The sequence below is a fragment of the Flavobacterium sp. genome (assembly GCF_031381455.1).
GTDB lineage: Bacteria > Bacteroidota > Bacteroidia > Flavobacteriales > Flavobacteriaceae > Flavobacterium.
The window spans coordinates 1-13,237 of record NZ_JANMXZ010000003.1; the positions used below are offsets into that span (position 1 = coordinate 1).

The 13,237-nt window shown below is 33.9% G+C and carries 12 protein-coding genes; 6 read left to right on the forward strand and 6 right to left on the reverse strand.

Annotated features, from left to right (window positions below):
• The coding region (locus tag RMN97_RS00715) for a 3'-5' exonuclease (protein ID WP_309612602.1) at nucleotides 1–1,473 on the forward strand (1,473 nt) is incomplete at its 5' end.
• A 122-nt stretch (nucleotides 1,474–1,595) separates the two neighbouring features.
• Nucleotides 1,596–2,216, forward strand: coding sequence for an L-threonylcarbamoyladenylate synthase (locus RMN97_RS00720; protein ID WP_309612603.1), 621 nt, complete (start codon nucleotides 1,596–1,598; stop codon nucleotides 2,214–2,216).
• 116 nt (nucleotides 2,217–2,332) lie between these two features.
• Here RMN97_RS00720 and RMN97_RS00725 read toward each other — a convergent pair whose 3' ends face one another.
• The 3 genes from RMN97_RS00725 to RMN97_RS00735 all read right to left on the reverse strand — a co-directional run bounded on the left by RMN97_RS00725 (nucleotide 2,333) and on the right by RMN97_RS00735 (nucleotide 4,710).
• On the reverse strand, nucleotides 2,333–3,169 hold the full coding sequence (locus RMN97_RS00725) for an OmpA family protein (protein ID WP_309612604.1): 837 nt from the start codon (nucleotides 3,167–3,169) through the stop codon (nucleotides 2,333–2,335).
• An 83-nt stretch (nucleotides 3,170–3,252) separates the two neighbouring features.
• Complete coding sequence (locus RMN97_RS00730) at nucleotides 3,253–4,248, reverse strand: glycosyltransferase family 2 protein (protein ID WP_309612605.1); 996 nt, start codon at nucleotides 4,246–4,248, stop codon at nucleotides 3,253–3,255.
• 3 nt (nucleotides 4,249–4,251) lie between these two features.
• Nucleotides 4,252–4,710 carry a type I restriction enzyme HsdR N-terminal domain-containing protein gene (locus tag RMN97_RS00735; RefSeq protein WP_309612606.1) on the reverse strand — a complete coding sequence of 153 codons (459 nt, stop codon included), beginning with the start codon at nucleotides 4,708–4,710 and terminating at the stop codon, nucleotides 4,252–4,254.
• 90 nt (nucleotides 4,711–4,800) lie between these two features.
• On the opposite strand from RMN97_RS00735, the gene holA reads away from it, so the two are divergent.
• Nucleotides 4,801–5,805, forward strand: a complete 1,005-nt coding sequence (gene holA / locus RMN97_RS00740; RefSeq protein ID WP_309612607.1) for a DNA polymerase III subunit delta — start codon at nucleotides 4,801–4,803, stop codon at nucleotides 5,803–5,805.
• On the opposite strand, the gene RMN97_RS00745 is transcribed toward holA, so the two are convergent.
• Nucleotides 5,798–6,379: a C40 family peptidase gene (locus RMN97_RS00745; protein WP_309612608.1), complete on the reverse strand. Its 582-nt coding sequence runs from the start codon at nucleotides 6,377–6,379 to the stop codon at nucleotides 5,798–5,800. The two genes, holA and RMN97_RS00745, sit on opposite strands and share 8 nt — an antisense overlap.
• Before the next feature lie 46 nt (nucleotides 6,380–6,425).
• Nucleotides 6,426–6,803 carry a hypothetical protein gene (locus tag RMN97_RS00750; RefSeq protein ID WP_309612609.1) on the reverse strand — a complete coding sequence of 126 codons (378 nt, stop codon included), beginning with the start codon at nucleotides 6,801–6,803 and terminating at the stop codon, nucleotides 6,426–6,428.
• Between the two features lie 237 nt (nucleotides 6,804–7,040).
• On the opposite strand from RMN97_RS00750, the gene RMN97_RS00755 reads away from it, so the two are divergent.
• On the forward strand, nucleotides 7,041–8,096 hold the full coding sequence (locus tag RMN97_RS00755; RefSeq protein ID WP_309612610.1) for an NAD(P)-dependent alcohol dehydrogenase: 1,056 nt from the start codon (nucleotides 7,041–7,043) through the stop codon (nucleotides 8,094–8,096).
• Nucleotides 8,097–8,183: 87 nt separating this feature from the next.
• Here the strand turns inward: RMN97_RS00755 and RMN97_RS00760 are convergent, their stop codons facing one another.
• On the reverse strand, nucleotides 8,184–8,357 hold the full coding sequence (locus tag RMN97_RS00760) for a hypothetical protein (protein WP_309612611.1): 174 nt from the start codon (nucleotides 8,355–8,357) through the stop codon (nucleotides 8,184–8,186).
• Between the two features lie 400 nt (nucleotides 8,358–8,757).
• On the opposite strand from RMN97_RS00760, the gene RMN97_RS00765 reads away from it, so the two are divergent.
• Both RMN97_RS00765 and cas9 read left to right on the forward strand, forming a co-directional pair.
• The gene (locus tag RMN97_RS00765; RefSeq protein ID WP_309612612.1) at nucleotides 8,758–9,507 is read left to right on the forward strand and encodes a hypothetical protein; all 750 of its coding nucleotides are present in this window, start codon (nucleotides 8,758–8,760) and stop codon (nucleotides 9,505–9,507) included.
• A 289-nt stretch (nucleotides 9,508–9,796) separates the two neighbouring features.
• Nucleotides 9,797–13,174, forward strand: a complete 3,378-nt coding sequence (gene cas9, locus RMN97_RS00770) for a type II CRISPR RNA-guided endonuclease Cas9 (RefSeq protein WP_309612613.1) — start codon at nucleotides 9,797–9,799, stop codon at nucleotides 13,172–13,174.
• The last annotated feature ends 63 nt before the right edge of the window (nucleotides 13,175–13,237 follow it).

The following is a 13,237-nucleotide window of genomic DNA, read 5'->3' on the forward strand; positions in this document are numbered from 1 at the left end:
GAACAAAATTACCGCTCAACCCGAAATATTGTTGAAGCTGCCAATACAATTATTGATCATAATAAAACGAAACTTGATAAAATTGTTTGGACAGCGAATGATTTTGGACCGAAAATAAAAATTCACCGAAGTTTGACTGATGCTGAAGAAGGACGTTTTGTAGCAAGCACGATTTTTGAGCAGAAGATGCAAAATCAATTGCATAATGGTTCTTTTGCCATATTATATCGTACCAATGCACAATCCCGTGCAATGGAAGATGCGTTAAGAAAACGTGATATTCCGTACAGAATTTATGGTGGATTATCATTTTATCAACGTAAGGAAATCAAGGATGTTTTGTGTTATTTGCGTTTGGTTATCAACCCAAAAGACGAAGAAGCATTAATTCGTGTGATTAATTATCCGGCTCGTGGAATCGGAGACACAACTATTGAAAAACTTACGGTTGCCGCCAATCATTATAAACGTTCCATTTTTGAAGTAATGGAAAACATCGATAAGATTGATTTGAAATTAAACTCGGGAACCAAGCAAAAGTTGGAAGATTTTGTGATGATGATTAAGAGTTTCCAAGTCATTAATGAACAGCAGGATGCATTTGTATTGACTGAACATGTTGCAAAGAAAACAGGCTTAATCCAAGAACTCAAAAAAGACGGAACGCCCGAAGGCATTGCTCGTATAGAGAATATCGAAACCTTAATGGGTGGTATCAAAGACTTTATTGAAGGGCAACGAGAAATTGATGGCGCGCGTGGTGCGTTATCCGAATTCATGGAAGATGTTGCACTCGCAACCGATTTAGACCGAGATACCGGTGATGACGACAGAGTAGCTTTAATGACGATTCACTTGGCAAAAGGATTGGAGTTTCCTTATGTTTTTGTGGTTGGAATGGAAGAAGATTTATTTCCGAGTGCGATGAGTTTAAATACAAGAAGTGAACTCGAAGAAGAGCGAAGATTGTTTTATGTTGCTTTAACCCGAGCCGAGCATCAGGCGTATTTGACCTATGCGCAATCGCGTTATCGTTGGGGAAAATTAACCGATGCAGAACCTTCTCGTTTTATTGAAGATATAAAAGATGAATATTTAGAATACATCAATCCGATGGATACAGGTTATCGTTACAAACCAACGATTGATTTAGATATTTTTGGTGATATTGATAAGTCCAGATTGCGTTTAGCCAAACCAACAGCTGGAACTCCACCAAAAAAGTATGGCGACGAACCTGTTTCATCTGCGAATATTCGTAAATTGAAACCAATTGGTAATGCACCAAGTAACACGAATTTGTTTGACAGCAACTTAACCATTGGAAATGTAGTCATTCATGAACGATTTGGAAAAGGCGAAGTCGTTAGTTTAGAAGGCGCTGGCGCAGATAAAAAAGCAGAAATTAAATTTGAAGTAGGTGGAATTAAGAAACTTTTACTTCGATTTGCAAAGTTGGATGTGATTGGTTAATAGAATAGAACAAAGAAAATAGAATAAAGAACATAGACTTTGTTTATTTAAATTAGCCCAATCTGTAAAATTAAATAGTCTTTCGTCTATTCTCTATATTCTTTAATCTATATTCTCTAATTATGGCCGAATTCATAAAAATATACGAAGACAAACCAAATGAAGCTGCTATCAAAAAGGTAGTTGATGTTTTAAAAAGTGGCGGTTTGGTAATTTATCCGACTGATACCGTTTATGGTTTGGGTTGCGACATCACCAATACCAAAGCCTTAGAACGTATTGCCAAAATTAAAGGCATTAAGTTGGAGAAAGCCAATTTCTCTTTTGTATGCAGCGATTTGAGTAATTTGTCCGATTATGTGAAGCAAATAGATACATCAACTTTTAAAATTCTAAAACGCGCATTACCTGGACCGTACACTTTCATTTTGCCTGGTAATAACGATTTACCAAAAGAATTCCGCAAAAAGAAAACCGTCGGTATTCGTGTGCCTGATAATGAAATTGCATTAGACATTGTTAGAATGTTAGGCAATCCCATTGTGTCAACATCCATCCACGATGAGGATGAGGTTTTAGAATATTCTACCGACCCGGAATTGATTTTTGAAAAATGGCAACACTTGGTTGACTTAGTCATTGATGGTGGTTACGGAGATAATGTTGGTTCTACGATTATTGATTTATCGGGTTACGAACCAGTAGTAATTCGTCAAGGAAAAGGAGATCCGGATATCTTTTAAGAAGAAAATAGAGAATAGAATAAAGAATATAGAAGCTCTTATTTAATAAAAAACGTCCCAATTTCTCGGGACGTTTTTGTCTATTATCTATATTCTATTTTCTTTTCTCTCAAAAACTATTTTTGTTGATTCTTCATTTCTTTTTCAATCATTTCGTAGAACTCATCAATTTTTGGTAAAACTACAATACGTGTTCTTCTGTTTTTTGCTCTATTGTCAGCAGAATTGTTATCCACTAACGGAATAAATTCGCTTCTTCCTGCTGCGATTAATTGAGAAGGTTTAACGCCTAACTCTTTTGTCAATACTCTAATAATTGCGGTCGAACGTTTTACACTCAAATCCCAGTTATCAAGTAATACGGCATTTCCTGTAAAAGGCACATTATCAGTATGACCTTCAACCATACATTCAAATGTTGGTCGACTATTAACAACTTTAGCAACTTTGCCTAATACTTCTTTTGCTCTGTCACTTACTACATAACTTCCGCTTTTGAAAAGCAATTTATCAGCAATAGAGATGAAAACAACACCTTTTTCTACATTGATTTCAATGTCTGGGTCAGAAATACCCACGGAGCTTTTTAAACTCGTAACCAAAGCCAAGGTAACACTGTCTTTTTTAGTTAAAGCATCTTGAAGACGTGAAATTTTTAAATCTTTTTCTTTTAAACTTTCCAATGATTTTTCCAGATTTTGCGCACCTTTTGTAGTTAAAACAGTCAAATCTTTAGAGTTGCTGATTAAATCTGAATTGTTTTGTTTTAAGTAATCGTTCTGTTTAGAAAGAGCCTCTTTTTCAGACAGACATAAGTTTAATTTAACTGTGGTCGAATTTAATAAATCTTGACATTCTTTGTTTTGTGCTTCGAGAGCAGCAATCTTTTTCTTTGTGCCACACGATGTTAGTGTAAGCATAACTAACGAAAGTGCAAAAATTACTTTTTTCATAGGATAATTTGATTTAATTTTAACAAAAGTACGGATTATTTTAGTTTGAAAGAGTGTAATTGAATGATAAACTCTTGTTAAAATTATCTTTCAAAAACGGTGCCGTTCTTTATGAAGTAGCTATATACAATGCTTTTGGAGTGATAATAATTTTCAGCTTGAGTTCCCTTTCTTTTTTTTAACGTTTTGTTTATCAGGCCATAAAAAGCAAAATGTGCTTTTATAATTGCCCAGCAATGAATAAATTTTCCTTTAAAAATAAATTGAATTCCAGCAATACCATCGAGTAGAATACGCACAAAAAGAATTGGAACCAACTTGTTTTCGGGTAAATTTTTAGTAAGCATCAGCAATGAGTTTCTGAAATTTAGGAAAGTCTTCTTCGGATTGCTTTCGTTTAAGGTTGCGCCACCAACGTGATATACTACAGACGCCGGAGTGTATTTGACTTTAAAGCCCAAATTAAAAGCGCGCCAGCACAAATCAATCTCTTCCTGATGCGCAAAGAAATCATCGTCAAAGCCATTTAACTTTCTATACAATTCTTTTCGGATAAAAAAACAAGCACCACTTGCCCAGAAGATTTCCAAATCATCATCGTATTGCCCATTGTCTTTTTCAATCGTTTCAAAAATTCGACCTTTGCAATAAGGATAACCATATTGATCGATGAAACCACCAGCTGCACCAGCGTATTCAAAGTATTCTTTGTTTTTATAATCTAAAATCTTTGGTTGTATTATTCCAATACTGGATTCTGAATCAAAAATATTCAGCATAGGAACAAGCCAGTTTTTAGCAACTTCAATATCGGAGTTTACAAGAGCATAGTATTCTTCTTCAACTTGTTGCAAAGCTAGATTATATCCTTTGGCAAAACCATAATTGCCATCATTTTGAATAATAGTAATCGTTGGGAATTTTTCTTTTATAACCGCAATCGAATTATCCGTTGAAGCATTATCAGCAACATAGATTTTCGCTTCATTAGAAAATGCCACCACTGAAGGCAAGAATTGCTCGAGCAATTTGGCTCCATTCCAGTTTAATACAACTACAGCTATTCTCTTGTCTATCATCTATTATCTGTTGGTCTCGTGTCTAAAATATGGCAGTTCTTCCAAAAAAATATACTTCTCATTCTCAAAGTCCATTTGACAAAAGTAATGATTTAGTCCGTTGGTTACCATAAGGTATTGCGCTTTCAATTTTAGGTTGTAGCGCGCAATTTGGTCAAAGGTTTCCTGCGTGATTTTCACTTCCGGTGCTTTGCATTCTATCAATAAAAATAGTTCGCCATTAGGATTAAAAACTACAGCGTCATAACGTTTGTTAATGTCATTGACTTTGATTAACTTCTCGACATTGATATACGATTTGGGATAATTTTTCTCTTGTAATAAAAATTGAACGGTATGTTGACGAACCCATTCTTCGGGAGTGAGAATGATAAACTTTTTCCTGATGTCATCAAAAATTGACACTTTATTTTCACTATTTTTGAAGCGAAAGTTATAGGAAGGAAAATTAAGTTGCTGCATTAAGCAAAGATATATTTTTTTAGAGAAAAGAATATAGAACATAGAAATTAGACAAACTGCCAAGTGCGACTGAACACTGAACACTAAATAATGGAAGAAGTAGTAAAAATAATTAACGACATCAAAGCAGGCAATATCAAACCTATCTATTTTCTTATGGGTGAAGAGCCTTATTATATTGACAGAATCACCGAATATTTGGAAGATAATCTTTTGACAGAAGATGAAAAAGGGTTTAACCAAATGGTGCTTTATGGTCGTGATACTACTATTGATGATATAGTGGCAAATGCAAAGCGTTATCCAATGATGGCAGAACGCCAAGTCGTAATTGTTAAAGAAGCACAAGAATTATCCAGAACGATTGATCAGTTGGAAAAGTATGCTGAAAATCCACAACCTACTACAGTTTTGGTTTTTGCTTATAAATACAAATCGCTCGACAAACGCAAGAGAATAACCAAAACACTCGAGAAGCACGGTTTGGTTTACGAAAGCAAAAAGATGTACGACAACAAAGTAGGCGAGTGGATTAAACGCGTTTTACAAGGCAAAGGTTATGGTATTGAACCCAAAGCTATGGCGATGCTCGTAGAATTTCTTGGAAATGATTTGAGTCGGATTGCTAATGAATTGACCAAACTGGAAATCATTTTGCCAAAAGGAAGTACCATTACGCCGCATCTTATAGAAGAAAATATAGGATTCAGTAAGGATTTCAATGTGTTTGAATTCAGAAAAGCCATTGGTGATAAAAACCAATTCAAAGCCTATCAGATTGCCAACTATTTTGCCCAAAACCAAAAGGATAATCCAATTGTTGTGACTAACGGATTAGTGTTTAGCTTTTTTTCTTCTTTGTTGCAATATCATGGTTTAAAAGATAAATCGTCAAGTAATGTTGCCAAAATATTAAGAGTAAGTCCTTATTTTGTTAATGATTATATCGCTGCAGCACATAATTATCCAATGAAAAAAGTAAGCGCCATTGTTGGAAAGCTCCGCGATATTGATGTAAAAAGTAAAGGTGTTGGTGCAAATTCTTTACCGCAAGGTGATTTATTGAAAGAAATGCTAGTAAATATTTTTAATTGATTACGCTTATCGCTTTTACGAACCTAAGCTTATAACCTTCTACTTTAAGACTTGAAATAACCACTTTCATTTCACGACCTGAAGTGGAATGGATAAATTCGCTTTCCATTCCTTTTGGATTTGTAACGATACCCAAATGGCCTATGACATTGCTGGTAGGACTCAAGAACACTATTATATCTCCTTTTTTTACATTTTCAATTGGAACCTCTTTTCCAAAATTTTTATATTGTGGTGAACTTCGGGGAACCTCAATTTTAAAATGCTTAAAAACATGATAAATAAATCCTGAACAGTCAAATCCATTCTTGTCAGTGCCAGCTGAAACATAAGGAGTTCCTAATAATTCCATTCCATAGTTAACAATACTGTCTCTTCGCGAAACCGTGTTTTCGGTTTGATTTATAAGCTGACCATTAAAGATTTCATTGCTTTGAGGTAACATGCCCGATTTCTTAAAATAATCAAACGCAATCCATAAAACAATTAGCGAAATACCAATAAGTATAGCAAGTCTTGAGAGATTTATTTTTTGAGATTTCATAGTGAAAAGAGATGCAGTTGTATCAATCATTTGCAAAGCTAATTTGTTTTAGTATTAAATCTAGTGACTGTTTCGATTATTCTGATTTTGTCGATTTACCGACAGTCAAATAGATATGGTTAGTAGCGTCAATAAATTCAATCTTTGTTTTTTGTTTATTAATTCGCATGGCCATACTCCCTTTTTCATTTATTAAATTATACCAAGTGAAATTAGGATTTGCTTCTTCTATATGGGATTCTGTTATTTTATATTTGAGTTTGGTGTCGGTGAAAAAAAAGGTTACATCTTTTTTTTGAATATCTAAAAATACAAAGGAATATTCGTTTCCATTGATATCACACTCTCCTTTTTTAAAAGGTTTTACATCAACACAATAGTGTTGGACATTAAGTACTTCTTGTTGAGCGTAAGCTCCGGAGGTCAAAAGTAGTAGAAAAAGAATTTTTTTCATGTGATTTTTTTTCCTTCAAATGCAAATAGTAAGCCAAGAATTTCCAGTCATAAAAAAAGCGAAACACTCCCGTCTTTCGCTTTTTTTACAATCCATAATATAATTATGAAATTTGTTAGGTTAAAATTACAAACCCAAACTTTAAAACCCAACAACTTTAACTTTACTTTAAATTATTTTTCAGGTGTCTAAACGATAATAAAATTGATTAAATTTGAGATAAATAAATAATATGATATGGAAACACAAAACGTAAAAGCATTCGGAACGGACAGTACCACTGCGCCATTAAAAGAAATGAATATTGAGCGAAGAATAGTTTTGCCAAAAGATATTGAAATTGAGATTTTATACTGTGGAGTCTGTCACTCCGACTTACACACTGCGAGAAATGATTGGGGTTTTACTACATATCCTGTTGTTCCGGGTCACGAAATCGTTGGGAAGGTAACTAAAGTTGGTAGTGAAGTAAGCAAACTAAAAGTAGGCGATTTTGCTGCTGTTGGCTGTCTTGTAGATTCTTGCAGAACATGCAGTAGTTGCAAACAGGATTTAGAACAATACTGTTTAAATGGTTGGGTTGGAACGTATGGTGGACAAGACAAACATTTAGGTGGATTTACGCATGGAGGTTATTCGGAAAAAATTGTTGTTGATGAAGACTTTGTTTTAAAAGTGCCTGCTAATTTAGACTTAGCTGCTGTGGCACCATTACTTTGCGCCGGAATTACCACTTGGTCACCATTGCGTCATTGGAATGTAGGTAAAGGAAGCAAAGTTGCGGTTGTTGGATTAGGCGGACTAGGGCATATGGCAATTAAATTAGCCAAAGGATTAGGAGCAGATGTAACGCTCTTTTCAAGAACTCCCAACAAAGAAAAAGATGCTATGGATTTAGGTGCCGATACGGTAATAATTTCTACAGACGACGCACAGATGGCATCGGTAGCGGGTAAATTTGATGTAATTATTGATACTGTTCCTTATGTTCATGATATTAACCCATATATTTCAACATTAGCCATTAGCGGAACGCACGTTATAGTGGGTTACTTAGGAGGATTAGAGCCAATTTTAAATACGGTTCCATTGATTATGGGCAGAAAATCGGTTGCTGCTTCTTTGATTGGCGGCATAGCTGAAACTCAGGAAATGCTTGATTTTTGTGGCAAACACAATATCGTTTCCGAAATTGAAATCATCAAAATGCAGGAAATCAACGAAGCTTATGAAAGAATGTTAAACAGCGATGTTAAGTATCGTTTTGTTATTGACATGAGTTCTTTGAAATAATAAGAATTCTATTTGAAAAGATTAAAAAAGTAGCGAAAGCTGCTTTTTTAATTTATTGAAATATCTGAATAGGTAACAGGTTATTCTTTAAACAATATAGGATATTATTTGCTCTAAAGGAATATTCATAAAGGATGAGAAATCATATATGGTTACAGGTTGGTGTTTTTCTTTTTTATAGAAGACTTTTATGTCGTTCAATATATTGCGGGCATGTCTATTCGAATATCCGGTGATGTTTGAAACATCCTTGGTTTTCATACAGATTCGTTTTTCTATTTTATTCATGACCCAAAAAATAAAGTTCTTCAATAAGCTCGCTGTGTTTGTGGTATTTATTGTAATACTAATCTTGTTATCTGAAAATTGGATATTCAAGAAGTGTGCCAGTATTTGTCAATTAATTCTTAAAAGATGCTTAAGTAATTATTTGCATTATACTAGCGCAAAACTTCACATTTTGTATACACTACATATACACTATGTATGCTTTATCTATGGAGTATCTATGCTTTATCTACCTATTATCTACCTGATAAAAACGGCATAAACGGCAATTTTTGTTGTTTTTGGCAAAAAGAAACCTATTCGGAAAAATTGTCAAGTGCCTGAATATGTTGTCTTTAATTTTGATGTATTAATCATTTAAAAATTATTTCTTATGGGAAAATTAGATGGAATCATTAAGATTCAAGGAACGTTAGATAATCTGACGTTTTACAAAAGTGCCGATGGGCACTTTGTGCGCACCAAAGGAGGGGTTAGCAAAAATCGTATTAAGAATGATCCTGCTTTTCAGCGTACTCGTGAAAACGGTACTGAGTTTGGACACAGTGCGAGTGCTGCAAAACTGTTGCGAACAGGAGTTGGTATCATGTTGTTTCATGCTAAAGACCGAAGATTGTCAAGCAGGTTGTTGGGTATTATGGCTCAAATTAAAAATTTGGACAGTAGAAGTGCCCGTGGTGAACGAAAAGTAGCTCTTGGGCTTACCACTGCTGAGGGTAAGCAACTATTGAAAGGGTTTGATTTTAATGCTCAAGCGGCATTGAACAGTATCTTTTATCCGCCATTGGTTTTAGATACAGGTAGCGGTAAAGTAACTATTGCTGATTTTGTGCCTAAGCAACAAATTTTGGCTCCTGAAGGGGCAACACATTTTAGTTTGCAAAGTGCCTTTTTGAATTTGGATTTTGCCACGGGAATTTTTGAAACGACTTACAGCCCAGTTGATAATCATATTATTGACAATACAGCTATCTCAGTTAATTTAAACCCTAGTGGTGTTCCCGCGGGAACCGGGATTGCCTTTTATTTGATGTTGATTGAGTTTTTTCAGGAAGTGAATGGGGTTCAGTATGTGCTTAACAACGGATCATACAACGTGCTTAACATTTTGGATGTGGTTTAATTAGACTATTTAAAAAGGTAGATTTTAGATTTGAGGAACCCCAATTGTGGGGTTTCTTTTTTGCAAGTACTGTATTGAGATGCAAAAACGATAAGCCACAAAAAAAGTCCCACCGAAGCAGGACTAAAGATTTTCATCTACGGCATATAGCCTTATTGTGATAAGATTAAAGATTAGAAATTTTAATCATATCAAAAGTAGGGAAAAGTTTTTTATCAACAATATGGAAAACCGTAAAAATGTGAGAAATTATTTTGTAGTTTTATTCGTCACATAAAATTAGATTATCATGGCAAAGATTTTAGGATTGGATTTGGGGACTAACTCGATTGGGTGGGCATTGATTGATGATAAACAAAACAAAATTCTTGGTGTTGGAAGTAGAATATTTCCAATGGGAGTTATTGATTTGGGAAATGGAGATAGTGAGATTTCTAAAAATGCTAGTAGAACAGGGGCAAGAGGTGTAAGGAGACAGTTTTTTAGACGAAGATTGAGAAAGAAAGTCTTATTAAAAGCTCTTTCTGAACATAAAATGTGTCCAATGACTGCGAATGATTTTGAAGATTGGAAAAAGACTAAAAAATTCCCTTCAGATAAATTAGCTTCTTGGTTTGCTTTAAATCCTTATGAATTGCGTCATAAAGCATTAAATGAAAAACTTACACTAGAAGAAATAGGTAGAATTTTATATCATTTGATACAAAGAAGAGGATTCCTTAGTAATAGCCGAAAAGGTGGAAGTGATGATGGAGCAATTTTTAAAGGCAATCCAAAAGAAGGCAAAATTGGAATTGATGATACACTTGAAAGTATCGAAGGGCAAACATTAGGTTCTTATTTGTATTCTATTTATCCTAAAGACAATCAACCTTTTCAAGACAGTTTGGAACGAATCAGAAACCGATACACAATTAGAAAGATGTATGTGGATGAGTTTGAATTAATATGGAATAAACAAGCCCAATATCATACAGTTTTGAATGATAATTTGAAAGAGTTATTTGGTGGGAGAAAACAAGATGGCTATAAAGAAGATGGTATATTGTTTCATCAGCGTCCTTTGCGTTCTCAAAAACATTTGGTTGGAAATTGTTCTTTTGAGCCAAGTAAAACCAAATGTCCTATTAGTGCAATACCTGTTGAATTGTATAGAATTTATCAGTGGGTAAATACAGTTGAATATAATGGAAAGGAAATCACTAAAGAAGAAAAAGACAAAATTATTGAACAGTTACTTTTATCTGATAAAATAGAGTTTAAAAAACTACGAAAAGCAATAAGCAAAGAAAGTGCCGAGTTCAAATTTAATTATAAAGATGATGATAAAATTGTAGGCACACACACCATATCTCATTTAGCTAATAAAAAGTTCTTTGGTAAAAAATGGTTTGATTTTACCGCAAAAGAACAAGAAGATATTTGGCATGTACTATACTTTTTTGACAGTAAATCTAATTTAAAAGAATATGCACTTAAGCACTGGAAATTTTCCGATGAACAAGCAGAAGCAATATCCAAATTTAATGTAAAAGATGGTTATTCCAGTCTGAGTAGAAAAGCCATTGCCAATATTTTACCATTTTTACAACAAGGTTTTCTATATGATATTGCCGTTGCATTGGGAGGTATTAAAAATAGTTTTGGAAATCAGTGGGAAAATTTATCTGAGGATAAAAAGAGTTTTATTATTGACAACGTTCCCGATATAGTTCGTGCTAAAATATCTGGCGGTTACATTGATACTATTAAAGATTTACTTCGCAAAGAGTTTGGACATACTGATAAAGAACTCAAAAAATTATACCATCATTCTGCCAGCATAAATGTTCAGGAGTTGTTAGATAAACTACCAATTGGTGGAGCTGCCGATAAAGAATTACAATCTATCAGAAACCCAATAGTTATTACTGCTATGTTTGAGTTGCGAAAATTGGTCAATGAACTAATAGACGAGCATTGTAAAATAGACGAAATAAAAGTTGAAATGGCAAGAGATTTAAAAATCTCTAAAATGCAACGTAACAAAATTCGTAGAGAGCAAAAGCGATTAGAGCGTGAAAATGATAGAGTAAAAGACCGCTTGAAAGAAGAAGGACAACGTATTACACATGACAATATATTATTATATAAACTATGGGAAGAATGTAAAAAGACTTGTCCTTACACGGGTAATCCTATACCATTACATAAATTGTTTACCGGTGAAATTCAAATAGAACATATACACCCTTGGAGTCGTTCCTTGAATGACAGTTTTAATAACAAAACCTTGTGTTATGCAGTTGAAAATGGACGAAAAGGAGATAAAACACCGTTTGAGTTTTATGGTGGTGATGAACAAAATTGGAGTGGCATAAAAGAACGTGCTTTGAAATTATTTTCAGACACTAAAGAATATCCAAATGCTTATCAAAAATTTAAACGTTTTGTGCAACAAAAGTTTGATGAAGATTTCAGTACCCGGCAATTAAACGATACTCGTTACATCAGTAAAGAAGCCAAAGAATACCTTTCGCAAGTTTGTAAAAATGTTATTGTTTCACCTGGTCAAGCCACATCAAACTTGCGCCAAAAATGGGGAATGAATAATATTTTGCATGATGAAAACGAAAAAACAAGGGAAGACCATCGCCATCATGCCGTTGATGCTTTGGTTATGGCTTGTACTAAAGTTTCTTATGTTCAGGAATTATCAAAGTGGAATAGGTATAACAGAGCGTCAGAGTTAAAAGATTTTCCAATGCCTTGGGAAAATTTTTGGAGTGATGCAAACAGAGCAGTTGAGAAAATATTAATATCACATAAAAGAACTACTAATGATATAACTGTTAGAACACATACAACAGAGAAAAATGGTGTGAAATATAAAAATGTTGGAGTAGCTGCGAGAGGACAATTGCATAAAGAAACTGTTTTTGGTAAAAGGAACTTTAACGGCGAGGAAGCCTACCATGTTAGAAAACCAATTGACAGTTTAACAACCGAAAAGCAATTAGAAAAAGTAGTCGATGAAGCTATCAAAACATTAATAGTAAAAAGAATTCAAGAATTAGGAGGCTTTGTAAAAGGAGCAATTCCTCAAAACACGTTTTTTATTGCTGATGAAAAAGGAGTAAAGCAACCACAAATATTCTTGCCTAATAAAAATGGTAATCCTGTTCCAATTTTAAAAGTTAGAATGAAAGAAAGTATTGGAAGAGCAGAACAATTAAAAAATAATGTTAACCAATGGGTAAACCCAAGAAATAATCATCATGTATTAATTTATAAAGATGATAAAGGAAACTTAAAAGAAGAAGTGGTCACTTTTTGGACTGTAGTTGAAAGAAAAAGACAAATGTTTCCAGTTTATCAATTGCCAAGCGATGGGAAAGAAATAGTGACCACATTGCATATTAATGATATGTTTTTATTAGGCTTAAAAGAAGATGAAATTAATTGGGAGAATCCTGATTATGATGATTTGAGAGAACATTTGTATAGGGTTCAGAAGTTTACATCTGGGGATTACTATTTTAGAAAACATCAAGAAAGTAATTTAGACGGAGAATTAGGTAAGGCTTATCAGTATGTCAAAAATTTCGGTGATGGTAAAACAGGTTGGTTTACATTTAATCCAATTAAAGTAAAAATTTCAGTATCAGGGAAAATACAAAAAATATAGTTTGTCATTTCGACCAACGGGAGAAATCACATAATCTGGAATAAGTTGATGTGATTCCTCCTT